The following is a 22,140-nucleotide window of genomic DNA, read 5'->3' as shown; positions in this document are numbered from 1 at the left end:
ATTATTCTCGGCTGTCTCTAGATAAAACGTCAGACGATACGTTCTCCGATCGGGAGAAGCAAATAAGTTTCAGAAATAAACGACATGACTATAGCAAGCGATTCCGTATTCAGCACCGGTTCCATTCTCCTCTGCACTGCCGCATTGGGTCGAGACGGCGATGACGACTGCATACGTTGGTTATCGTGCAAAGAGGAAGCGGATAGAAACGTCCTCCTCGTGACGTACAACCGCGCTCCGAAGGTTGTGTACGACCACTGGGAATCGCACGTCGGCGAGGAACCGACGGAGCTCGGAATCATCTCCGTCGGCGGCGGCGGTGCACGGACCGGAACACACCGCTTGGAGCCCCGCGGTGATAGCAACGCCATCTCGCTCGCTAGCCCCGCCAGCCTCGGTCGTCTCGAAACCACGATTCACTTGTATCTCGATCAATGGTCGGCGAACGACGGGAAAACGGTACTCTGTTTCGACTCGATATCGTCGTCGCTTCGGCACGTAGACCGGACAGCGGCGTTTCGATTTTTACACTCGTTGACAGAGTATCTCCGCCAGCAGAACGTCCTCGCACACTTCCATATCGACCCGGACCTCCACGACGACGCGACGATAGCGATGCTGTGTTCGTTATTCGACGCGGTTCACGGGCGCTCCGGGGACGTGGAGAACGTTTCCGCGGACGTCCTCTTGGCGCTCCTCGGGACTCCGCGACGACGACTCGTCTGTCGCTACCTCGTCGAAATCGCCGACCGCGCACCTATCTCGGCGATCGCACGGCGAATCGCCGAGTGGGAAGGGTCGGGAACGGCGAGCGAGAACGAACGAGAACGGGTTCACATCACCCTCCATCACGTCCATCTGCCGGAGTTGGCCGACGCCGGCGTTCTCGAACGGGACGGCGAGATGGTATCCTCGACCGTCGAAAGCGGAACCCTGGACCGATACGTTCGGTTGACCGCGGACGACTCCTCCCCGGAGGTGCCGCCCGCTCTTCCGAACCGGGAGTCCATTCGGCCGAGTGACTCCTCGGTGGACGAGTCCGACGAGACGTATTGGACGGTGTACGGGACGGCACCGGATTCGATAGCCGTGACGCTCGCACGGGCGTTGGGCGACGTTCAAAACACGAACGCGACCGAACTACGACCCGTCCTCGCCGACGTCATCGATATCGACGCGCTTCAGCGACTGTCGGACCACGGGGATGTCTCCGTCTACGCGGCGTTCGAGTACGAAGGATACGAAGTGGTGGTCGACAGCGGCGAGATCAAACTCTACGAATCACGCTAGCCACTCGTCCGGTTTCGTGTTGTAATCCACGTCCGTCGCGGCGATGTCCTCGACTTCGCTCCACGGCAGGTCGCGCATCTCGAACTCGTTCCCATCGTAACGGAGGAGTTTTCCCTGCTCTTCGGGTTCCGGTTCGCGATCACGCCGCCGGGCGATTTCGGCGTCGCGTTCGTCGATCTCCTTCACGATGGTCTTCAGGTTCACCGGGTGGCCCCACAGTTCGTAAATGCGTTCGAGCGTTCGCGTTGCCTGCTCCAAATCCAGCATGACACCGTTGTAGTGGTGACCGAGGAGCAACTCGCTCTTGTTGTCGTAGTTGCCGTCGTAGACGGCCATCGTCGGCTTTCCGAAGTTGGTGAACTGAAGCATCAGTTTCTTCTTCACGTCCTCGTACTCCGTACTCGACACCCGATAGTCGCCGGTCGTCCGACTGAACTCGTAGGTGAAGTACTCGTTGTCCACCACGAACTCCTTGGTCAGGAAGCCGTCGAGGAACGTCACGTCGTTGTGGCTGGACCGAACCTCGTACATCCGGTCCCATCCGGCGGTGTACTCGACGTCTGCCATCGCTTCCTCGATGCTCCCGTACCGCTCGTCGTCCATCATGTAGCGGGCGTACTGCTCCAAATCCGCCTGCGAGATGGCTTCGAGGAATCCTTGATTCTGGAGTTTGCAGAGCGAGAAGTGACGCTCCGCCAGTCCCTCGTAGGTGAGCACCTTCCACGGGTGGCTATCGACGTCGATATCGCCTTCGTTCGCACGCTCCAGCGCCTCGGCATCGATTTTCGATGCGGGAAGCGATTGGAGGTCCGAGAGCGTCCCCGACGTTACCGTTTCCAGCGCCGGGTCGGGTTCGAGGAGGTCCGCGACCTGCTCGAAGTCGACGACATCGTGGAAGTTACGCCACGTGATTCCGCGCACGCGAAGGAGTTTCCGGACGACTTCGCGCCGATTTTCGGTGTTTTCGATGTACTCCCAGAGTTGTTTACCGAGTTTGTAGGGGTTCAGCCCCGGGGACCCGAGGACGCGGGCTTGGTGGTCGGCGTATTCGATGAACTCGTCCGTGCCCGCAAAGCACTCCTCGCCCATCATCATCGATTCCCAGTAGGCGGCCCATCCCTCGTTCATCACCTTCGTCGTCTTCTGGGCCGCGAAGTAGTAGGATTCGGTGCGGAGCATCTCCAGAATCTCCGTCTGCCACTCCTCCATCTCGGCGGCCTTGCCCTCGTCGGGTTCGTAGGCGTGCCCGTGGTCGCGGAGGTACGCGAGGAGATCCTTTTCTGGTTCCTCCAGCGTCCCGGCCTGTTTTTCCTCCTGTGCTTCCAGCCATTCGTCGTCGAACACCTCGTCACGGACCTCGTCGCTGAGGTTCATCTCCGAGAGTTGGTCCCCGAGTTCGTCCGTCTCGTGTTCCTCGTCTTCGACTCGGTGCTGGTGTTTGAACGCCTGATGCTGGTCGATGTTGTCCTGCAAGCAGAGGACGTTGTCGATCCACTTTTCGACCTCCTCGCGGTCGATTTCGGGGTCGCTCATGATGCGACGCACGCGGTCCGCGTGACGCGAGAGGAGCGCCGCCGCGTCCAGTTCGTCCGCGAACATCCGATACCAGCGATTGTTGGCGAAGAAGTCCGAGTGGGCTTCGACGTGAGTGATGACGGCTTTCTGGTCCGCGAGGCTGTTCGACTGCTGGAGGAAGGCGTGAGCGGGGTCGTCGTTGATGACGATTTCGAACGCCTTGCCGCCCGCGTACTGACCCTGTTTTTGCTGGCGGTCGTACTTCATCCCCCAGCGCCAGTGCGGGTATCGTTCCTGAAACCCGTCGTAGGCGATGAGTTCGTTCATCTCGTCGTAATCGACGATCCAGTACTTGACGGGGTACGGGTCGAGACCGAGTTTCTGCGCGAGTTTCCGCGCTTCCACGACCGGTTCGCGCACCTGTTCCGCCTCGCGCTGTGTTTCGATTCGCTCGTTCATGATGCCTCCGTACTGAGGATTTCGTAAATCGCGTCCGTCACGTCCTCCGGACCGTTGACGTAGCTGACGGCGACGGTATCCGACTCGTCGAAGTGGCGTTCGACCTCCTCCGCGTGGGTCGCGTTGATGGCCTTGCCCTCCGGTTGCGTTTCGACGTAGGCGTGGAGGTTCGCCGGAATCTCCTCCATCCGTGGAATGACGTTCTCCTCGGTGTCGTTCCGGCTGTTTTCGCTGTCGCCCGCCGCGAACACGTAGCGGTTCCAGTCGGCCCACGGGTACTCCTCTTCGAGGATGCGACCCGCGAGTTCGTAGGCCGACGAGATTTTCGTCCCGCCGCCCGACCGGATGCCGAAGAACTCGTCGCGTTCGACGCGCCACGCCTCCGCGTCGTGGGCGATGTAGACGAACTCCGCCGTGTCGTACTTCCCGGTCAGGTACCAGTCCAGCGGGGTGAACGTCCGCTCGACCAGTTCGCGCTTCTTCTCGCGCATCGACCCGGACACGTCGCGGATGTTGACGACGACGACGTTCTTCTCGCGCTCCTCGATGATTTCGGGGTAGCGGTAGCGCTCGTCCTCCCGACGGAAGGGGATGTTTTTGACGCCGTGTTCCCGGATTTTCTGTGCCGTGGTCGTCGGTTCGACCTTCGACTCCATCTCCTCGATGCTCTCCCACTTCGAGCGCTCGTCCGCGGGGAGGTCGTCGTAGTTCTCCTCGACCCACCGCTTCGAGACGGTGAGGTTGTTCTCCCGCGCCCATCGGAACACTTCGTCCGGTCCCCAGCCTTCGACGCCCATCGCTTCGCGGATGTAGTCGGGGTCGAAGTCCATCGCGAGCTTTCGCTTCAGTCCCTGCTTGAACATCCGCTCGAAGTCGAGCGTGCTGTCGGGACCGGTCTTCGTCATGTCGGTGAAGTCGCCCTCTATCTCCTCGACGACCTCCTTTCCTTTCGGTTGGAGGTCGAGGCCGAGTTCGTCGTCCAACTCCTCGGCGAACTCCTCGGGATCCATCTCGTAGTAGCCGTGTTCGTCCGACTCGTCGCCGGGGTCGCCTTCGTCCCCGTCGTCCCCGGGTTGGGGTTGGGGCTGACCGACCGGGTCGCCCACATCGGGTTTCCCTTGGCCGACGCCGCCCTTGTCGCGGCGGTCGTACTGGAACTCCGGGAGGTCCACGATTTTGATGGGGATGTGAATCTCGTCCGGGAGACTCTGGCCGAGGTCGCCGTATTGGATGAACTCCGCGAGGTCCTCACGGCGGTCCTCGCCGACTTCACGGTACCGTTCGAGGTCGTCTCTCAATCCCATTTGTAGCTCACCTGATTCATGACGTGCTGGCTGGTCAGTTCGGCCGAGGCGGGCGAGTAGCCGAACAGGTCCTGTAGGTTTTGGATGGCCTGTTCTTTCACCTCGGCCGTCTCGGTGTTCTTCGGCGGACTCTCCCACTGGTTGGGGTTGAAGTCCTCGTAGACGCGGTGCACGTCGTCCCAGTCGTTGTTTGCGAGTACTGTTTTGATGATCGGAACCTCCTTCGGATCGATGTTGCCGACTTCGAACTCCTCGTTCCGGTTCTCCCACGCGTGGCGGTTCAACGCGGTGATGACCTTGTTCCGGCGGAACTCGGTCACCGCCGGACTCGGTTCGTGATTCACCTCGTAGGCGTCGGGGGTGAACCGGCCGAGGTGTTCCGTCTCGAACACCTTCATCTTCAGCGCGTCCGGTTCGATAGGCTCGCCGCGTTCGTTTTCGACGTCCTCGCCGGTCGCCCACGCGTAGACGTGTTCGATGTATTCGGCCACCGTCTCCTCGTCCACCCGCCGGTCGCGCATGATGGCGTCCAGCACGTCGCTTTCCTGCTGTTGGAAGATGTGGTTCTTCACGGGCACGAGGCGGTTCTCGTACTCGGTGCGCTCGGCCGCGGAGAACACGGGGGCGTCGCCGATGCTCTCGGCCATCGCGTTCAGAACGTCGCGAGGCATGATGACCTGCTCGACGTCGTAGTCGGGGTGGTGCCGGTCACGGATTTCGTTGAGCAGTCCGGCAATGATGTCACGGGTGTACGTGACCGGGATACCGCCCGACCCGTCCGTCGCGTCGTCGTCGAAGTCGAAATCGTCCTTCTCGATGCGCTCGTCGCCGTCCAACAGGTACCCGCGGTCGAAGAGAACGGCCTTGTCGACGAGGTCGAGTCCGGCGGGCACGTCGCTCGCGTCGAGTCGGGACACCACGCTGTACAGCGCGGCGGATTCGATGGCGTGCGGCGCGATTTCGCGCTCGTTGATGTCGTCGCCGTCTCGAACCTGAACGCCGACCGATTCCCGAATCCGGGCGTCGAGTTCGTCGTACACGTCCGCCTGCCACACCGTCGTCTCGTTCGTGAGTTCGCGCCTGATGAGTTCGGCCTCCAGACTGAGGTTCGTCAGGTAGCGGAACTCCCGACGGTCGAGGCGACGTTTCAGCGCGCGAAGCGGGTCCGCACCGCCGGCGTCCGCGTGCTGGTTCAACTGGGCTTCGAGGTCGGGATTCGAGATGATGACGAGCTGCGTATCGATGTCCATCTGGATGCCCTTGTCCAGTTTCACCGCCTTCTCGTCGGGGACGTTGAGCAGTTTCTGGAGCAGGTCCGCGTGTTGGGCCGCGTCCTCCACGATGGTCAGCAGGCCGTTACCCTGCGAGAGGACGCCGTCGTAACTGAATGCCTGCGGATTCTTGCGTCCGCGGGAGTCGAGTTCCTGCAACATCCCCTGCATCCAACTACCGACCAGTCGCTGTTTGGGACGGCCGCTGTCCTCCGAGTGGAGGACGCCGATGCCGTCGCCGATGTCCACGACGTAGTTCTTCACCCGGAGGTGTGCCGGGTCGGTAATGGCCGTGAACAGTTCCTCCTCGCCCTCACGTCGGTACTGCTCTTCGAGATAGTCGTACGCCTCCCGGCTGAACGGGTCGATTTTTCCTTCGACGAGGACGTCGAGGTGGTCGTCGATGCGGTCGTTCAACCCTTCGAGCAGTCGCTCTCGCACCTGCTGCGGGAAGACGAGGAGCGGGTGTGACTGGACGGGACTGGCGAACCAATGCTCCTCGCTCGTCGCCACCGCGTCGTCGCCGTAGGTCAGCCCCGGCGCTTCCGACGCGGTGGCGATGTTCCACTCGACGGTGTAACGCCGTCCCTCGGGCGTCTTCGAGTACTCCCGGAGGCCGTTGACCAGACAGCGTTTGAGTTCGGACTTTCCGGTCGCCGTCGGTCCGGCGAACCAGATTATCTTCTCCTCCTTGCCGCGACGCGCCGCGATGGACCGCAGGTCGTCCACGAACGCGTTCAGCACCTCCGTGTTGCCGAGGATGGCGTGTTCGCCGCCGTTGTGCGGGTCGTCGAAGAAGTTGTAACGCTCCTTCTCCTCGCCCTCCTCCACGACGCTCCGGGTACCCATCGACTCGATGGCTTCGAGGAGGTACTTGCTCGCGTGCGAGGCGATAGTCGGGTTTTCGAACGCCGCGTCTACGTACTCCGCAAGGCTCATCGGCTCCTCGTACGTCTCGCGGAGTTCACGGTTCGCGTCGTCGATGTAGTCGTTCCCTTCGGTCACTGGTCACTCCTCCATTTCGGCGCGGGCGACTTCGGCCCCGGCGAATTCGAGCACCTCCTTTGCGCCCTCGCGTGAGTAGCCCTGCTCCATGAGCGCGTCCACCCACGCGTTCTGTTCGTCGTTGTCCATCTCGTTCGCCGACACCAACGCCGAGAAGTTGATGTTGTGTTTCTTGTCCTCCCAGAGTTTGCGCTCCAAGGCGCGGCGCAGGCGGTCGTTGTCCTGCGGGTCGAACGCCTGCCCCTCGCGGGCGCGCCGCGACACCCAGTTCGACACTTCCTGCCGGAAGTCGTCCTTGCGGTCGCGGGGGACTTCCAGTTTCTCCTCGACGGCGCGCAGGAAGCTCTCGTCGGGTTCCTGCTCGCGCCCCGTCAGTTCGTCCTCGACGGTGGCGTTATCGATGTAGGCCATCACGTGATCCATGTACTTCTCGCCCTGTCGCTGGATCTCGTCGATGTCGTAGGCGAGCGCGTGGCGCACGTCCTCGATGGCGCGTTCGCGGTACTCGCCGCGAACGGTTTCGAGGTAGCGGTAGTAGGTCTCGAAGTTCTCCTCGGGGATGGAACCGTGGTTCTCCAGGTTCTCCTCGAAGTGGTTGAACACCGACAGCGGACTCAGGAAGCCGCGGCTTCGGTGCGTGGAGTTCATGATGGCTTCCGCGATCTCGTCACCGATGAACCGCGCGGAGACGCCTTCCATTCCCTCGCCGATGTCGGCCTTGCCTTCGGCTTCCTCGCGGAGTTTCTTCACGTCCACGTCGTCCGTGTCCTCGATTTCACCGTTGTAGGATTTGGCCTTCTGGAGGAGGTCGACCATCTCGGTGTCCGGTTCCTCGACGCGGGTCAGGACGCCGAACAGGCCGGCCATCTCCAAGGTGTGTGGCTCGATGTGGACGTCCGGAACGTCCGCGTTGCGGAGCATCTTCCGGTAGATGTCGGCCTCGGATTCGTATTCGAGGACGTACGGGAAGTCGATGCGCTTCGTCCGGTCGTTGAACGCCTCCATCTTCTCGTCGCCCTTCTTGTCCCGGTACTCGGGCATGTTGGTCCGGCCGACGATGACCTGATCGATGTCGATACGCGGGTTGTTCTTCGGCTTGATGGTCTGTTCCTGGGTGGCGTGCAGGAAGTCGTACAGGAACTCCCGCTGGAGTTTGAGCAACTCCTCGCCGCTGAAGATGCCCCGGTTCGCGTTACAGAACGCGCCGGAGTAATCGAACGCGCGCGGGTCGGATTCGCCGTAGATGGCGATCTTCGAGTAGTTGACGTCGCCCGTCAACTCCGTCTCGTCCTGATTCTTCTTGTCCTTCGGCTCGAACGTCTCGACGGACTGGCGCTTGTTCTCGTCGGCGACGAGGCGGAATATCTCGATGTGGTTTTCGAGCACCTGTTTGATGTCGTCGTCGTAGTACGCCAGCAGCGAGTCCATGTAGAACTCGCTCGCGGGGTCCAACGCCTGTTCGTTCTTGATCGTATAGGGAGCGTCTAGCTCCTCGTTGATGTCGTCGATGACGCGCTGGCGCTGTTCGAGCGGGAGGAGGACGAGCGGATCCTGATTCATCGGGGACCGGATCACGTCGTCGGACGGGTCCTGATCCGGGATGACGTCACAGAGGTTCGTCCACCGGAAGGTGTACAGTCGCCCCTCGTCGTTGAGGGTGTAATCCTCGAAATACTTGCGGACCTGTCGGTCGAAGTCGGATTTACCCGACCCGACCGGCCCGAGGAGTAACTTGATGCGCTTTTCGGGGCCGAGTCCGCGCGCACCGCTCTTCACCTTGTTCACGAACTCGTGGATCGCACGGTGGATTTCACGGCCGTAGAACGTGTTCTCCCCGTCGAATATGGGGTCTTCTGACGCGAGTCTGTACTCGACGACGCCGGAGTCTTCGTCGTACTCCGTGCCGTAGTAGTCGAACATGTCCGCGACTCGCTGGTGGGCGTTTCGGGCTACCTTCGGGTCTTCGTACACCTCCCGTAGGTACCAGTCGAAGGACTTCGTTTCACGGAGGTCTTCCGGCATCGATTCCTGGTAACTGCGGCTGAGGTCGTCCAGCGTTTCGATGTCACCTTTCATTGTATCACGCATTGTTTGGGAGTTCGGATGGACCGAGGGAGAGAGAGACCGACCGGGCGGTCCGATACCGGCGGGGCATACGTAGTCGGCACGCATTCACAAAGATGTGTCGGTCGGAACACCGCGATCGCTCTCCGGCGGGGCATGTCGGGCGACGGCGTGCGCGCCCGCAGTAACTCCTGCGTCAATCGCGGGATCATTGTGCGTGCCATCCATCGCTTCGGAAACCAGTCGGCGTATTCCAGCGAGTCCCATCCACCCGGAAGCGTATGGTTATAGACCGTGTACCGTGCGGACTGCTACCACCCGATACTGTTTAATGGATAGGACGAGACCATATATAACTGTTGTCCATGCACAAGTCTCTTATGATATAGATTAAGTACCCAAAACGCCCGAACTTACGAACTAATGGGCCTGTAATGCCTGAATCCCTCATTATGAAAAATCACAACTTATACCCCCTTTATATGCAAGGTCGAGAACGTGACACCGACAAACCTTACCCCGTTCCGCCGCAAACCGCTCTCAGTGTCCATCGAGAACCTCCCCGAGTCGTGGGTCGTCTGGAACGAGGAACCGAACGGACGGTGTATCCTCGCCTATCGCCCGGACGTGTTCGACACGCGCGAGTTCCCGCCGGAGTGTATGCCGACGCTGTATCTCACCCAAGGAACCCCGAACCGCCCGGCACAGGAGCGACGGGCGACGGACTCGTGGTACTTCGAGTTCTTCCTCGAACCGGAAGTCACCCTGCCGCGGACGCCGCGGTTCCCCACGCGCGATGAAGCACTCGCTGCCGCCGTGGAACTCGCAGACGAGTTCGACCGCGGCGAAGTGGAGTACCGCTCGTGCTACCAAGTGCCGCGCGAGGAGTACCTCGACGAGTTGGACGAGTTGACCGGGCGAACCGAATAGGGGAGTTTCCCCGTGGCGAGAGGCTTAACCGAGCCCCACGCTTACGCCCGCCTATGTCCACCATCACGCTCGTCGGTACCCGTCTCGCGGACGTCGGTCAGGAGTTCGTGTATCAGGGCGAGGCCAGCGCCTGTGAGGGATGTCCCTACAGGAATCAGTGTCTCAATCTCTCTGAGGGGGTAAAATACCGCGTCACGGACGTCAGAAACGGTGCGCAGACGCTCCCCTGCGGCGTCCACGACGACGGGGTGAGCGCCGTCGAAGTCGAACCGACCACCGTCCGCGCAAACGTCTCCGCACGGAATGCCTACGCCGGAAGCAAGGCGACACTGGAAGGTCCGTGTCCGCACGTCGAGTGTCCGAGCCACGAGTTCTGTGAACCCGCCGGTGCCGACTTCGACGAGGAGTATCAAATCTCGAAGATCGTCGGGGACCCGCCCCACGACTACTGCCCGTTGGACCGCGACCTGACGCTGGTCGAGTTCGCCGAAAAGGACGAGTAGTCAGTTCCCGAGGACGCCGACGTACTCCGCCGTGTAACCGAAGATGTCCTCGTAGCCGTACGCGGACATCAACACCGGCACGAACGGGTTCTCCGCGACCAACTTCTCCCCGTCCGCGGCCGCGAACGGCTCTCCCCGTCCGACTCGCTGGAAGTTCTCCACCAACACCTCGAACTCGGACCCGCCGTTCTTCCGCACCGGTTGGTCCATTCTGAAGACCTCCACTTCGTCCCGACTTCCCGCGTCTAGCGGACTCTCCGCGTCGGGCAGCGGAAGCGCACCCGTCCCGGCGAGGAACCCGCGAGCGAGGTCATAGGCGTGGTCGACAGCCTCGGGAGACCCCTGGAGTCCGCACTCCACTTCGAGCGTATGGGGATGCGAGATGAGTTTTCCCTTCGTGAACTTGTCCGTCTCGACCAGTTGTGACACCGGCAGGTACGGACAGATGGACCGCGCAACCGCATTCACCCGGTCAACGAGCGCGAACGGTTTGGCGTACGACTGCGTGGAGTGGAGCGAGAGGACGGTACAGCCCCGCAGCTCCGTCACCAACTCGTGCGCCAACCGCCGCTCGTACGTCTCCGCGTCCGGGTCGCCGGGGAACACGCGGTTCAAATCCTCGTTGACGTAGCGGACGCCGCGTTCGAGCGCGCGCTCGTTGGCGACGACGATCTTCACCGCTCGTTCCACTTCGGGGTCCTCCAAAAGGAGTCGCTCGACCGCTCTCGGACCGCACGGCTCGTCGCCGTGAATTCCGGCGACTACCGCGACTTCCGGCATACCGTCACCCAACTGCTCGATTCGCATTTAACGAGGGCAGGTGTCGAAGCCTGAAAGCGCTTTACAATCGCGTTTTCCCGGCAAACGAGTCGGGATATTCGTGACAGTCACCGCCGCAAATCGCGCGCCGTCACCGTTCGAATCGTCGTCGCTGTCGTCGCCCGCGGGGTTACTCGAGACGTTCGGCGTAATCGAAGTCCGCTTCGCTCGCTTCCGACCGCTCCCCATCGAGTTCTATTCTCCATCCGTGTAACACCGTCGGGTCGTCCAGCGCGTTCGTCATCTTCGTCCGCACGTCCGTGACGTTCACGCCGTAGAAGTCGCTGGGGACGCCGTGGAGGTACTGCAGTGCGGTTTCGAACAGCGAGCGCATGCCGCCGTCGTCCTCGAAGTCGAAGTGTTTGTACGCGCCCGCGGCCACCTGCACCATCCCGTGGAGGAACGCGCTCTCCACCGACCCGTTGCCGTAGTTGTACCACTCGTCCTCGAAGCAATCGTGGCTCTCGTGGAACTCCCCGGCGTTGAACAGGCGGACGCCGTGAACCACCGCCGTTCGAAGGGTTCCGTGTTCCCAGCAGTCCCGTTCCGGAAGCCATCCCGTCGGCCGTCGCCCGGCCGCTGGCGGGTCGGCGGTCGGGTCGCGTGTGTGGTCGTCCATTGCAGTCGCGTCGTCGTTCGCGCGCCACGGGTTTGTGTGTTGGTACCGACCGCTCTCGACCCGTTGAGAAAATTGAAAGAGTTCTATCCGCTCCGCTCGGTTCCTTACTGTGCAACCACCGTCTTGCTCGGCGGCGCTCGCGCGACTTCGTAGTCCCCCTCGTCGTCTACCGCGATGACTGCCCACTCATACTCCGGGTTGGAGTCCCGTATTCGTTGGCTCAGTCGCGTCGCGTTCTCCGTCCACGTGACGAAGCATCGAAGCGTCCCATATTTCGGAGCGTCTCCGCTATCACTGACAGCAGAGACACGTACTTCCCGCCACTTTCGTCTGGCGCGAAATTCGTCTCCGTCGTCCAATACCTCGTATCCGAGGCGGTTGAAAATCGACCTGGCCTCCTTGGTCGGTGGTGTGCTAACAGGGGCCATCCATATGAACGTAATACACAATCCGTAATAAATGTTCTTGCGGATTCGAACAATCGTCCTCCTTGATTCAAAATATCGAAACGAACGACGATCAGCGAAGTTGCACCCACGGGTTGGCGTGCTGGGCCGGATACTCCCGTATCTCCTCTTCCGCTTTGAGTTCCCGTATCTGGTCGCGGGCGTCCTGCCGCGTCATCCCGCCGATAGCGACGGCCGCGTCCAACAACATCTCCTTCAGGACGCCGTCGTCCGTGACCGCTTCACGGTCGCCGCCCTCCGTTTCCATCGCGTCCGTTCCCATCACCCTGAGAAACTCGCGCAGGTCCGGCGTTTCCCGAAGTTCCGCGTGCCACCGCGGCGGATAGTAGCTCACCCTGTCGTCCGCGAGTCGATAGACGTGGCCACCGCCCTGCCACGACTCCGCGTCCACGAGAATCTCCTCGAATGAAGCGGGGAAGGCGTCCCGTCCGTAGGTCATCGCGTCGAGGTACGCCTCGAATCGCTCGCGTTCGACGCCGGTACCGACGTCCTGATGTTCCTGTTCGACCAGCCGAACCGCCTCGTCCAGCCTGAGGGTTTGGCGTTGACTTTCCAACTCCGAAACCACCTCATCGTCGATGGAGACCATGTCGAAACGTCGCGTCGCCGCACGGGTAAAGAAATCGGCCGACTTATTCGTGCGCCGCGTCCCATTCCGTCGCTTTCCGGAGGTTACCGCACCGATTACACTCGATTCGTCCCATCGAGTCCATCGCGTTGTCCACCGTCTCGCAGTTCGCACAGAAGTAGCCGTAGCGCCGTTCGTGGTCGGGCGAGCGATAGACGACGAAAAACGGACCCTTCGAGCCGCGAGTTCCCTCCGATTCGTCGATGTACACCGTTTCGTCGTCCCCCGTCGTCGCTGTTGTCATTATCCACCCTTGTCGGCCCATCGATTTAGGGATGTTGCACGTATCGAAGGTCTCTTGTCTCGCGCCTGAGACACGTCGTCAATGACGCTCCGGCTCCTCCACTACTCGGACATCGAGAACGCCTACGATGATCCCGACCGAATCAGCCGACTCGCGGGATGTATCGACGCCCAGCGGGACCGGCGAACGCTCGTCGTCGGAACCGGCGACAACACCGCCCCCGGCGTCCTCTCGCTCGTCACCGAAGGGGAGCAGGCACTCGATTTCTTCGACGCCATCGCTCCCGATTTCGGCACGTTCGGCAACCACGATTTCGACTACGGAACTGACCGAACCCGCGAACTCGTCCGCCGTTCCTCCCAGACGTGGCTCACCGCCAACGTCCGTGAAGAAGCGGGGAACGAGCGATTTGCGGCCGATGCCGGAACCGCACCGTACGCGATTCGGGACGTCGGCGGTTCCCGCATCGGGATGTTCGGCGTCACCACGCCCGAAACGGCGTCGATAAACCCGAACGCGAGCGATCTGACGTTCACCGACCCGTTAGCCGCGGCCGAACGAACCGTGTCCCGCCTCCGCGAGGAGGGCGCAGATATCGTCGTCGCGCTGTCCCATCTCGGCCGCGGCGACGAAGCGCTCGCCAACGCGGTGGACGTGGACGTCATCCTCGGCGGTCACGTCCACTCCGAACGAATCGAACAGCGGAACGGGACGCTCGTCACCCGTCCCGGCGTCAACGGCCACGTGCTCCTCGAAGTCACGTTCGACGGCGGCCCGGAACCCGACGTCGCCCGACACCGCGTCGCGGACGCTCCGCGAAACGAGGAGGTGGCCGAACTGATGCACGAACGAAAGGCGAGGGCGGGCCTCGATTCGGTCGTCGCGACCGTCGCCGACCCCATCGAACGAACCCAGTCCACGACCTTTCGCGGCGAGAGCCGAATCGGAAACTTCGTCGCCGATGCCTATCGCTGGGCGACCGATGCGACCGTCGGCCTGCAAAACAGCGGCGGCATCCGCGAGGGCGATCCGCTTTCGGGCGACGTGACCGTCGGGGACTTAGTGAGCGTCCTGCCGTTCCAAGAGCGCGTCGTCGTCGCGGAACTCACTGGCGCGGAACTCCTCGACGTGTTTCGACAGGCACACGACCCGACCATCGGGTTCGCCGAGCACGACTGGTGGCACGGCCACATGAGCGGGGTCGAACTCGTCTGGAACCGAGCCGAAAGCGCGCTCGAATCGGCGACCATCGACGGGACCGAGGTTCGGGACGACCGGACGTACAGCCTCGCGACGTCAGAATACCTCCTGCACAGCGACCGGGAATTCCCCACGCTCGATGCGTCACACCGCGTCAAAACCGGGGACTTGCAGTACGAGGTGCTGGCCGACTACGCTCGACGGTTCGGCATCGACCCACGGGTGGAGGGGCGCATCGCGCGGCGGTAGATAGTAAGGTTCTCCAAAGTCGGTCCCCTCCGACTCGATATGACTCGTGTTCTCGTTCCGGTTCGCTATCCGCTCTCGGAACACTCGCGTCGGACGCTCTCCGAGGCACTCCGTGTCGCCAAGGAGCGAGACGCGGACCTCACCGTTCTACACGTCAATCTGTATCACCGAGGGGACGACGTGCGACGCACCGACCTGAAACGCACCGTCGAGAAGGCGTTCGGTCGCATCACGAACGCCAGATACGTCATCCGGGACGGATTCTTGGTCGAGGAGACGATTCTCGAAGAGGTGGCGGCGACGCGCGCGGACGTAGTCGTCATCGGTCGCAAGCAGATGGGTCGGTGGCGACGCGCGATTCGGCGACTGGTGGACGACCCGAACATCGAGAACTTCCTCCGCGAGAAGGTGGACTGTGAACTGATTACGGTCGGCTAATCAACGCTCGTCGAACTCGACCGGACGGGACGGCTGATTTCGAGGGGGTACGGTTTGGTTCGCGTCAGATTCGACCGCGACCCGCGCGACGCCGCTCGTGTCGTCGAAGACGAGGTGCGAGTGGGGGTAGGCGATTTCCACGTCGGCGTCCTCGATGCCGTCCCAAATCCGCTCCATGATGCGCGAGTGGACCCGGCGCATGTAGTACGGGTCTTTGACCCAGTACCGGAGTTCGAGCAGGACGCCGTGGTCCGCGTAATCGCGTATCTGCGCGACGGGGTCGCTCGGATACCGGGCGCTCCCGATGCGGATGTCGGGACCGGACGCGACGACTTCCGGCGTGTCGCGGGCCGCGCGTTCCATGATGGCCCGCGCCTCGTCGAGGTCCCCCTCGTAGGTGACTTGCATTTGCAGCGAAAGCCGCGAACGCGTGTCCTCGGCGGAGTAGTTCACCACGTCCCGTTCGCGCATCGTCGCGTTCGGAATGACGAGGAAGGTGTTCTGGAGCGTGAATATCTTCGTGTACCGGAGCGTGATGTCCTCGACGTAGCCGCGGGTCCCACCGTTCGGCGAACCGCTGTCCACCAACTCGATGAGGTCGCCGATTTCGTAGGGCTGGTCGGCCAGCAGGAACAGCCCGTTGATGACGCTTCCGATGATGGGCGCGAGGACGAGACCCACCGTGGCGGAGAACACCGTCACCGACAGGAGGAGGTTCGACGCTCCTAAGCCGACCTGTGCGGCGGCGGTGGCGACCGCGATGAACAGGATGACGCCACGAATCCCGCGGAGAACGGTCTTCGTGATGCTCGGCCTGCGGAACCGGCGGGCGACCTGCCGCCCGACGAGGCTGACGACCAACTGCGAGACGTACCAGCCGAGGAGGATGAAAACGATAGCGAGGACGACGTTCGTGACGGTGACGTTCGTGGCGACTTCGAACGCTCCGATGGTATCAAACCAACTGGAAATACCATCTATCACTGTACCGGTCGTCGGCATGAGTCTCCCGTCTCACCCGACGAAGTAAAACCCCCACATTCTCCCCTCTGACGTGTCGATGATGGGAGACGTGGTGGCGAAAACTAAGTCACGTCCCGACGATTCGGACGTATGGCTTCCGAATCACATCGGCCGCGTGCCTCGTTCGAAATCAGCCACTCCGAGGAGCCGAGCGGCACCCTCCTCGCCGGATTCTCGGAGTTCGGCCTCGCCGGGTTGACCGCCGTGAACTACCTCGTCGATCGACTCGATTTGGAGGAGACGGGCCACGTGACCGCCGAGCAGTTGCCCGCGATTACGCCGTTCGAGAACGGGGTGCCGCGCCACCACACACGACTGTTCTCCCACCCCGACCAGGACCTGACGGTCCTCGTGGGCGAACTGTTCGTCCCCACGTGGGCCGCGGACCCCTTCGCCAGCGCCGTTCTCGACTGGACCGAAGAACACAGCGTCGAGGAAATCGCGGTCCTCTCCGGGGTTCCGGTCCCGCACGGTCCCGACGAACACCGCGTCTTCTCCATCGCCACGGAGGATTTCCACGAAAAGCGCCTCGGCGACACCGACATTCCCGGCATGGGCCGCGGGTTCCTCGACGGCGTGAACGCGACGCTCGTCGCCCGCGGCCTCGATTCCACGCTCGCGACCGGCGTGTTCGTCACTCCCGTCCACGCCCAGACGCCGGACGTGGAGGCCGCCATTCGCCTCATCGACGCCGCCCGTGACGTGTACGACCTCGAAATCGACACCGAACCGCTTCAGGACTTCGCGGAGGAAGTCGGCGAATACTACGCCGAACTCGCCCAGCGAGTCGAATCTGCCGGGGAGAGGGAGCGGCCGGACGATAGGATGTACATGTAGCAGAACGTTTTACGACGGTCGGTGTCGGGCGGGCGTGGTGACAGTCACCACGCCCGCCAACGCCTCCCAGTAAAACGTTCATCAAAAGCACTCCTCCCTCATTTCGACGAACGACTCGCACCGCGAGTCGTTCGTCTCCATTCGGTCGTCGGCCCGGAAAATCGAAGATTTTCCGGAGAGCGTACTAGCGACTGGCGGCTGTGTTACCGGTGGAAGTTTGGTGGTCATCTCAATCGTCGATTTTCGATGGTTGGTCGGTTGCTGACATTCTGGCAGTTGTGTCATCGGCTGATTTTCGGCAGTTGTGTCGATTGCGGACTTCCGTCGGTTGTGTGACTGGCCTACCGCTCCCTTCGGTCGCTCGCCGAAATTCAACTCCCAGACGGTTCTGGGGGCCCCGTCTGTTCCGGGCGCTAGCGTCCTCTCCGCGAACGGCGAAGCCGTGAGCGGGCCGAGGAACCCCCGACGGAGCGACTGAAAGGAGCGACGGAAGCGGGGTGACGTGGTGCTTTTGGTCCAGCTTTTGCTGGGAGACCAGCCGAGTTCAGCGCCATTTTGGCGCTGAACTCGGCTCTCGACCGAAGCAAAAGGTGGGAGAGAAAGTTGGGGTTCTATAATCCTCCGTGGATTTCCGTTCCATAATGAGCTCCGACGACCTCTATCTGACACTCGAACGAGTCGGAGAACGGTTCAGCTTAGGGGAGTATGAAATCGACGCCTATCTCACGGTCCTCGAACACGGACGACTGACCGCGAGCGAAATCGCGGACCACACGGACATCCCGCAACCGCGGGTGTACGACACCGTCCGTAGTTTGAGCGACCGCGGACTGGTCGAACTCCGCGAATCGCGACCGATGAAGGTCATCGCAATCGACCCCGAAGAAGCCTTCTCCGACGTGCAATCGTCGCTCGGCGACATGATAACCGAACTCGAAGAGCGCTACACCGCCCCGGCGCGGGACACCGAGGCCGTCTCGCTGGTCAAATCGCGCTCGACCATCCTTCGCTACCTCGAAGACGTCATCGAGGCCGCGGAGTACGAACTCGCGCTGTCGCTGACGCCCGACCTCCTCGAACGGTTCGAGGACGACCTCGCGGCGGCCATCGACTCCGGCGTGAGCACGGAACTCCTCGTCACGCCCGCCTCGGAAGCGCCCGACCCGGCGGAGTTCGACTACGAAGCCGTGGCGACGACGGCCCGCGCACGCCGCGGTATCACGACGCCCGTCATCGCGGTGGCGGACGGCGAGTACTCGATGTACGCCACGCAGGACGCCCTTCGCGACGACCGGGACCGCTACGGCGTCATCTTCAACCGCTCAGCACTGGGGTTCCTCGTCTCCGGATTCTTCGGCACGGTCCTCTGGACGACGGCCGAACGAACCCTCTCGGCGGACGGGGAAACGCGGACGTTCCCCCGCCGATACGCCTCCATCCGTCGCTGCGTCAAGGAGATTCAGGGCATGGAGGGCGAGTTTTACGCGACCATCAAGGGCCGCGACATCGAATCGGGGAGCGACCGAATCGTTCGCGGGAAGGTCGTCGGCTTTTCGTTCGAAGGCGGCGAGCGCGTCGCCGGAATGTCGGTCGAGACGGAGGACGGCACGGTCACGGTGGGCGGGCAGGTCGCCGCGCTCGAAGACATCGAAGCGCACGAGATCCGAATCGGGACGGACGAACCGCCGGCCTACGAGCGGTAAGTGGACGGGTGCGGGAACGGGACGGATGCGGGAACGTATCTAAAACGTGAAGACGCGCTGACCGCATTCCGGACAGGCCAGCACGTCGTCGGGTGCTTCGAGGGGGTTCGAACGCCCGCTTCCGCAACATCGGTCCGCGCTGGTTTCTTCGAGCGGCGTGTCGCAGACGGGACAGTCGTAGAGGAACGAACGGAGCGCCGACGCCGACTGTACGCGAACGTCGGGGTCCACGTCGAACTCGGCCAGCGTCCGCACCGCCGCGACCTCCGCGACGGCGACCGGGCGCGAGAGCCAGCGTTCGGTTTCCACCCCGCCGGCGGAGACGACCACGAACTCCCCGTTCTCGACCGCCTTCGCGGAGACGGGAGACGACGCCGCGGAGCGGACGGCCACCGTAAGGTTCCCGTTCCGGACGGTTTCCATCTCCTCGCGCCAGTCGTCTCGGAACCGGTCGTCCAGAAGGAGGCCCTCGCCGTCGGCACGGACGACGCCCGCAGCGAGGAGTTCCGACAGCGCGCGCTCGCCGGTTTCCGCGTCGGAATCGACAGCCAGTGACCCGGTTTCGGCCGGGGGAGCCGGGGAGTCGGAGAGCGCCGCGACGAGTTTCGGCGCGAACCCCGGCGTACCGGGGACGAGGTAGCCTCGAAGTGCGATTGCCGCCCCACCGACGATGCCGACCGTCGAGGCGACGCCGAGGCGACGCGAACGTGTCCCGGGAAGCAGTCGGGCGACGCACGCGCACGCGAGGAGGAGAACACTAGCGTTCAACGCGGTACACGGCCAACAGCGGTTTTCGCCCGTGTACTCCGGCTTTCGAAGCCCGTCAATCATTGGCAGGGTGTTCGAACGGGAGGCGTTTGAAGGTTCGGGAGACGAGGGTTCGACGATCGTTCGAACGCAACACATACATCGGACGATTGGCAAATATTGGCCGAAATGTCCTCCCCCCATCACATCGGGTCGTATCCACCCTTCGAATGGCCGGACACATGATCGACCGCGATGCGCTCCGACGAGTCGCCACCGTTATTCCATTGTTGGTAGCGAACTTGTTTCCGGTCGTCGGCGTCCTGTCGTTCGGGTGGACGCCCGCCGCCGTCCTCGTACTGTACTGGGTCGAGATGGGTATCGTTACCTGTTGGTCCGTGCCGAAGGTGCTGTTCGCGCAACGACGGTCACCCGAGGTTGGGAACCGGCACCTTCCGCTGTCCGAGCTGCGGGAGAAACGCGGCGGCAAACCCCTCTGGCGGGGAGGGCCACCAGCCTACGTTCGAAACGTTCCGTTCGCCGCCGCACAGGTGAACGTCCTGTTGTTGGTGTGGTTCCTGCTGGGTGCCCTCCTCTTCACCCAACTCGACATCTGGAACCGGACGACACCAGCGATGGTGCGGACGGTGGCGGTCGGCGGTCTGGGAATGGTAGTCGGACGCGGCGTCGAATTCCGTCGGGAGTACATCCGCGAGGGGAACTACGTCGAGACGTCCCCACGCGCGACACAACGAGCGACCGCCCGGCACATCGCGGTGTTCGTGCTCCTGATGGGTGTCACGGGAGTAATCGGGAGTGCGCGGACGGCGAGCCTCGTCGGGGTCGGCGTCATCGTCGCGGCGAAACTCGCCCACGAGGTACACAATTATCGAACGGAGTACGCGGACGAGCGAACGGGCGGCATCGTCGGACGGCTGCTCGACTCGGACGGCAACGAAGACCCACCAGAACGGGTGTCGATGCCCGACGGGACGCCGGACCAGAGAATTCGGCCCGATACCCGTGCCGTCGTCGGCGACGGAATCGTACCGGGGGTGTCCGGCTTGGCGAGTCGGACGGGATACCTCGCCGTCCTCCTCACCGCGTTCGGTGTGATAGTGTTCGAATGGGCCGTCGTGGCGACCGGGGTGGCGCTGTTTTCGTCCATCGTCCTCGGGAAGCTGGGAACCCACTACCTCCGCCGAGGAACGGTCGAGTATCGGCGTTACGGGGGCGTAATCGTCGAATACGACCGTTGGCTCGACGAACCACAGTGGCGGGTCGCTATCGACGACATCGAGGAATCCTCGATACCGCGGCGAGTGGTTGACCGATTTTTCGGGACCGGAACCATCGCCCTCGATTGGCGGGACGCCGACGAGGAGCGACACGTACCGTCGCTCGGGCCGTTCGAGGAAGTCAACGACGTCGCGGAGCGGTTGGGCCTGTCCGCAACGGACGCAGAGCAAAAGGACCCCGACAGAACCATGTTCGTAGCCGCGGCGGGCATCGCGCTCACGTTCCTTGTGGTGCCGGTCGGTGTGGTCGTCTCGGGCGAGATGGGGGCGGGCGGCGTCGTTATCCTCACGCTCCTCTTCGGAGGGCCGTTCCTCATCGTTCTCGGGGCGCTCCTCTGGGTCGCCGCGATGAACTGGTGACCCCCTTGATAGTTCGCCCACAGCCCTTTACCTCCCCTCGAAGAACGGTTCAACGGACATGACCGAAATGGAGTACACGAAACTCGGGAGCACCGGTCTGGAAGTGTCTCGCCTCTGTCTCGGCTGTATGAACTTCGGGAGCGAACGGCCGTGGATGATGAACGACGAGGCGGCCAGCCTCGACCTCCTCGACCGAGCGATGGACATGGGAATCAACTTCCTCGACACGGCGAACGTCTACTCGCACGGCGAGAGCGAGGAAATCGTCGGGAAGGCCATCGAGGGGCGCAATCGCGACGAACTCGTGATAGCGACGAAGGTGTTCGGGGAAATGGGCGACCATCCGAACGGACAGGGGTTGTCACGAAAACACGTCTTGGACCAAGCCGAGGCTAGCTTGGACCGACTTGGGACGGACTACATCGACCTGTATCAGATTCACCGCTGGGACGAAACGACGCCGATAACGGAGACGCTCTCCGCGCTCGATTACCTCGTCGAGACGGGTCGAGTCCGCTACATCGGCGCGAGCACGATGGCGGCGTGGCAGTTCACGAAGGCGCTGTACGAAAGCGACGTCGAGGATTACGAGCGCTTTGCCTGCATGCAACCGGAGTACAACCTCGTGGACCGTCACGAGGAGGAAAACCTGCTGCCGGTCTGTGACGCCGAAGGTGTCGGCGTCATTCCGTGGTCGCCGCTCGGCGGCGGGTTCCTGACCGGAAAATACCAGCGGGACGAGGACGTTTCGAGCGGGCGGGCGACCAGCGACGAGTACACGGAGGAGCGGTTTACCGACGAGAACTGGGCGGTGTTGGGCGAGGTGCGAGCCGTTGCCGAGGAAAAAGGAGTCTCCCCCGCACAGGTCAGCCTCGCGTGGCTACTCCACAAACCGGTCGTCGATTCGCCCATCATCGGTCCCCGGACGGAGGAGCACTTGGTCAAGAACGTCGCATCCATCGACGTTTCGCTTTCGGACGAGGAAGTGGAACGACTCGAATCGCCGAAAACGCCGGTTTGGTCCCGCGACATCGCGAACATCTGAGGCAGATACGTCACGGATGTGTAACGTCAGGTTCGGAAGAACGAACGTCGGCAGTTATTGCCTCAAAACAGGGGAAAAAACGGCGGATTAGCGGTTAAAAAGTGAGGCGGTTGACCGAATCC

20 protein-coding genes are annotated in these 22,140 nt (G+C 62.5%); 9 read left to right on the top strand and 11 right to left on the bottom strand.

The genetic code is table 11. The features are described 5' to 3' along the window. Positions 1-84: 84 nt before the first annotated feature. Positions 85-1,290, top strand: coding sequence for a HalOD1 output domain-containing protein (locus tag LJF34_RS00800; RefSeq protein ID WP_231182735.1), 1,206 nt, complete (start codon positions 85-87; stop codon positions 1,288-1,290). On the opposite strand, the gene LJF34_RS00795 is transcribed toward LJF34_RS00800, so the two are convergent. Genes LJF34_RS00795 through LJF34_RS00780 form a run of 4 tightly spaced genes read right to left on the bottom strand, consistent with a single transcriptional unit; the run spans position 1,282 to position 8,920 of the window. Next, entirely contained in the window at positions 1,282-3,264 is a 1,983-nt protein-coding gene (locus LJF34_RS00795; RefSeq protein ID WP_231182734.1) for a SpoVR family protein, read from the bottom strand. The two genes, LJF34_RS00800 and LJF34_RS00795, sit on opposite strands and share 9 nt — an antisense overlap. After that, positions 3,261-4,568, bottom strand: a complete 1,308-nt coding sequence (locus LJF34_RS00790) for a YeaH/YhbH family protein (protein ID WP_231182733.1) — start codon at positions 4,566-4,568, stop codon at positions 3,261-3,263. The genes LJF34_RS00795 and LJF34_RS00790 overlap by 4 nt, the downstream gene beginning before the upstream one ends. After that, entirely contained in the window at positions 4,559-6,844 is a 2,286-nt protein-coding gene (locus tag LJF34_RS00785; protein ID WP_231182732.1) for a kinase anchor protein, read from the bottom strand. The genes LJF34_RS00790 and LJF34_RS00785 overlap by 10 nt, the downstream gene beginning before the upstream one ends. A gap of 3 nt (positions 6,845-6,847) precedes the next feature. Continuing rightward, positions 6,848-8,920 carry a serine protein kinase PrkA gene (locus LJF34_RS00780; RefSeq protein ID WP_231182731.1) on the bottom strand — a complete coding sequence of 691 codons (2,073 nt, stop codon included), beginning with the start codon at positions 8,918-8,920 and terminating at the stop codon, positions 6,848-6,850. Positions 8,921-9,451: 531 nt separating this feature from the next. Between LJF34_RS00780 and LJF34_RS00775 the strand changes: the two genes are divergently transcribed. Then, positions 9,452-9,838, top strand: coding sequence for a DUF5820 family protein (locus LJF34_RS00775; protein ID WP_231185017.1), 387 nt, complete (start codon positions 9,452-9,454; stop codon positions 9,836-9,838). Between the two features lie 53 nt (positions 9,839-9,891). Further along, positions 9,892-10,341 (top strand): UPF0179 family protein, encoded by a 450-nt coding sequence (locus tag LJF34_RS00770; RefSeq protein ID WP_231182730.1) that lies wholly within the window; start codon positions 9,892-9,894, stop codon positions 10,339-10,341. Here LJF34_RS00770 and LJF34_RS00765 read toward each other — a convergent pair whose 3' ends face one another. The 5 genes from LJF34_RS00765 to LJF34_RS00745 form a co-directional block, all read right to left on the bottom strand. After that, complete coding sequence (locus LJF34_RS00765) at positions 10,342-11,148, bottom strand: succinylglutamate desuccinylase/aspartoacylase family protein (RefSeq protein WP_231182729.1); 807 nt, start codon at positions 11,146-11,148, stop codon at positions 10,342-10,344. A gap of 142 nt (positions 11,149-11,290) precedes the next feature. Continuing rightward, complete coding sequence (locus LJF34_RS00760) at positions 11,291-11,779, bottom strand: DUF309 domain-containing protein (RefSeq protein ID WP_231182728.1); 489 nt, start codon at positions 11,777-11,779, stop codon at positions 11,291-11,293. Positions 11,780-11,883: 104 nt separating this feature from the next. Beyond that, positions 11,884-12,207, bottom strand: coding sequence for a hypothetical protein (locus LJF34_RS00755; RefSeq protein WP_231182727.1), 324 nt, complete (start codon positions 12,205-12,207; stop codon positions 11,884-11,886). A 91-nt stretch (positions 12,208-12,298) separates the two neighbouring features. Next, positions 12,299-12,835 carry a hypothetical protein gene (locus LJF34_RS00750; protein ID WP_231182726.1) on the bottom strand — a complete coding sequence of 179 codons (537 nt, stop codon included), beginning with the start codon at positions 12,833-12,835 and terminating at the stop codon, positions 12,299-12,301. A 43-nt stretch (positions 12,836-12,878) separates the two neighbouring features. Continuing rightward, positions 12,879-13,118 carry a DUF5816 domain-containing protein gene (locus tag LJF34_RS00745; protein ID WP_231182725.1) on the bottom strand — a complete coding sequence of 80 codons (240 nt, stop codon included), beginning with the start codon at positions 13,116-13,118 and terminating at the stop codon, positions 12,879-12,881. A gap of 81 nt (positions 13,119-13,199) precedes the next feature. Between LJF34_RS00745 and LJF34_RS00740 the strand changes: the two genes are divergently transcribed. Further along, a complete protein-coding gene (locus LJF34_RS00740) occupies positions 13,200-14,567 on the top strand; it encodes a 5'-nucleotidase C-terminal domain-containing protein (protein ID WP_231182724.1) in 1,368 nt (455 codons plus the stop codon). A 39-nt stretch (positions 14,568-14,606) separates the two neighbouring features. Then, on the top strand, positions 14,607-15,005 hold the full coding sequence (locus LJF34_RS00735; protein WP_231182723.1) for a universal stress protein: 399 nt from the start codon (positions 14,607-14,609) through the stop codon (positions 15,003-15,005). On the opposite strand, the gene LJF34_RS00730 is transcribed toward LJF34_RS00735, so the two are convergent. Beyond that, entirely contained in the window at positions 15,006-16,007 is a 1,002-nt protein-coding gene (locus LJF34_RS00730) for a mechanosensitive ion channel family protein (RefSeq protein WP_231182722.1), read from the bottom strand. Positions 16,008-16,118: 111 nt separating this feature from the next. On the opposite strand from LJF34_RS00730, the gene LJF34_RS00725 reads away from it, so the two are divergent. Both LJF34_RS00725 and LJF34_RS00720 read left to right on the top strand, forming a co-directional pair. After that, complete coding sequence (locus LJF34_RS00725) at positions 16,119-16,865, top strand: PAC2 family protein (RefSeq protein ID WP_231182721.1); 747 nt, start codon at positions 16,119-16,121, stop codon at positions 16,863-16,865. A 641-nt stretch (positions 16,866-17,506) separates the two neighbouring features. Beyond that, positions 17,507-18,568 (top strand): TrmB family transcriptional regulator, encoded by a 1,062-nt coding sequence (locus LJF34_RS00720; protein WP_231182720.1) that lies wholly within the window; start codon positions 17,507-17,509, stop codon positions 18,566-18,568. Between the two features lie 39 nt (positions 18,569-18,607). Here LJF34_RS00720 and LJF34_RS00715 read toward each other — a convergent pair whose 3' ends face one another. After that, a complete protein-coding gene (locus LJF34_RS00715) occupies positions 18,608-19,399 on the bottom strand; it encodes a hypothetical protein (RefSeq protein ID WP_231182719.1) in 792 nt (263 codons plus the stop codon). Positions 19,400-19,545: 146 nt separating this feature from the next. Here LJF34_RS00715 and LJF34_RS00710 point away from each other — a divergent pair, with 146 nt between their 5' ends. Further along, positions 19,546-20,973 (top strand): DUF6498-containing protein, encoded by a 1,428-nt coding sequence (locus tag LJF34_RS00710; RefSeq protein ID WP_231182718.1) that lies wholly within the window; start codon positions 19,546-19,548, stop codon positions 20,971-20,973. 58 nt (positions 20,974-21,031) lie between these two features. Then, complete coding sequence (locus LJF34_RS00705; protein ID WP_231182717.1) at positions 21,032-22,018, top strand: aldo/keto reductase; 987 nt, start codon at positions 21,032-21,034, stop codon at positions 22,016-22,018. Positions 22,019-22,140 lie beyond the last annotated feature (122 nt).

The sequence above is a fragment of the Haladaptatus sp. DYF46 genome, assembly GCF_021083305.1.
Lineage (GTDB): Archaea > Halobacteriota > Halobacteria > Halobacteriales > Haladaptataceae > Haladaptatus.
This window is presented reverse-complemented; position numbering and strand designations above follow the sequence as displayed.

Coding starts and splice junctions, on each gene's coding strand:
- LJF34_RS00800 (WP_231182735.1), top strand. CDS start 85: ATGACTATAGCAAGCGATTCCGTATTCAGCACCGGTTCCATTCTCCTC.
- LJF34_RS00795 (WP_231182734.1), bottom strand. CDS start 3,264: ATGAACGAGCGAATCGAAACACAGCGCGAGGCGGAACAGGTGCGCGAA.
- LJF34_RS00790 (WP_231182733.1), bottom strand. CDS start 4,568: ATGGGATTGAGAGACGACCTCGAACGGTACCGTGAAGTCGGCGAGGAC.
- LJF34_RS00780 (WP_231182731.1), bottom strand. CDS start 8,920: ATGAAAGGTGACATCGAAACGCTGGACGACCTCAGCCGCAGTTACCAG.
- LJF34_RS00770 (WP_231182730.1), top strand. CDS start 9,892: ATGTCCACCATCACGCTCGTCGGTACCCGTCTCGCGGACGTCGGTCAG.
- LJF34_RS00765 (WP_231182729.1), bottom strand. CDS start 11,148: ATGCGAATCGAGCAGTTGGGTGACGGTATGCCGGAAGTCGCGGTAGTC.
- LJF34_RS00760 (WP_231182728.1), bottom strand. CDS start 11,779: ATGGACGACCACACACGCGACCCGACCGCCGACCCGCCAGCGGCCGGG.
- LJF34_RS00755 (WP_231182727.1), bottom strand. CDS start 12,207: ATGGCCCCTGTTAGCACACCACCGACCAAGGAGGCCAGGTCGATTTTC.
- LJF34_RS00750 (WP_231182726.1), bottom strand. CDS start 12,835: ATGGTCTCCATCGACGATGAGGTGGTTTCGGAGTTGGAAAGTCAACGC.
- LJF34_RS00745 (WP_231182725.1), bottom strand. CDS start 13,118: ATGACAACAGCGACGACGGGGGACGACGAAACGGTGTACATCGACGAA.
- LJF34_RS00740 (WP_231182724.1), top strand. CDS start 13,200: ATGACGCTCCGGCTCCTCCACTACTCGGACATCGAGAACGCCTACGAT.
- LJF34_RS00735 (WP_231182723.1), top strand. CDS start 14,607: ATGACTCGTGTTCTCGTTCCGGTTCGCTATCCGCTCTCGGAACACTCG.
- LJF34_RS00730 (WP_231182722.1), bottom strand. CDS start 16,007: ATGCCGACGACCGGTACAGTGATAGATGGTATTTCCAGTTGGTTTGAT.
- LJF34_RS00725 (WP_231182721.1), top strand. CDS start 16,119: ATGGCTTCCGAATCACATCGGCCGCGTGCCTCGTTCGAAATCAGCCAC.
- LJF34_RS00720 (WP_231182720.1), top strand. CDS start 17,507: ATGAGCTCCGACGACCTCTATCTGACACTCGAACGAGTCGGAGAACGG.
- LJF34_RS00715 (WP_231182719.1), bottom strand. CDS start 19,399: ATGATTGACGGGCTTCGAAAGCCGGAGTACACGGGCGAAAACCGCTGT.
- LJF34_RS00710 (WP_231182718.1), top strand. CDS start 19,546: ATGGCCGGACACATGATCGACCGCGATGCGCTCCGACGAGTCGCCACC.
- LJF34_RS00705 (WP_231182717.1), top strand. CDS start 21,032: ATGACCGAAATGGAGTACACGAAACTCGGGAGCACCGGTCTGGAAGTG.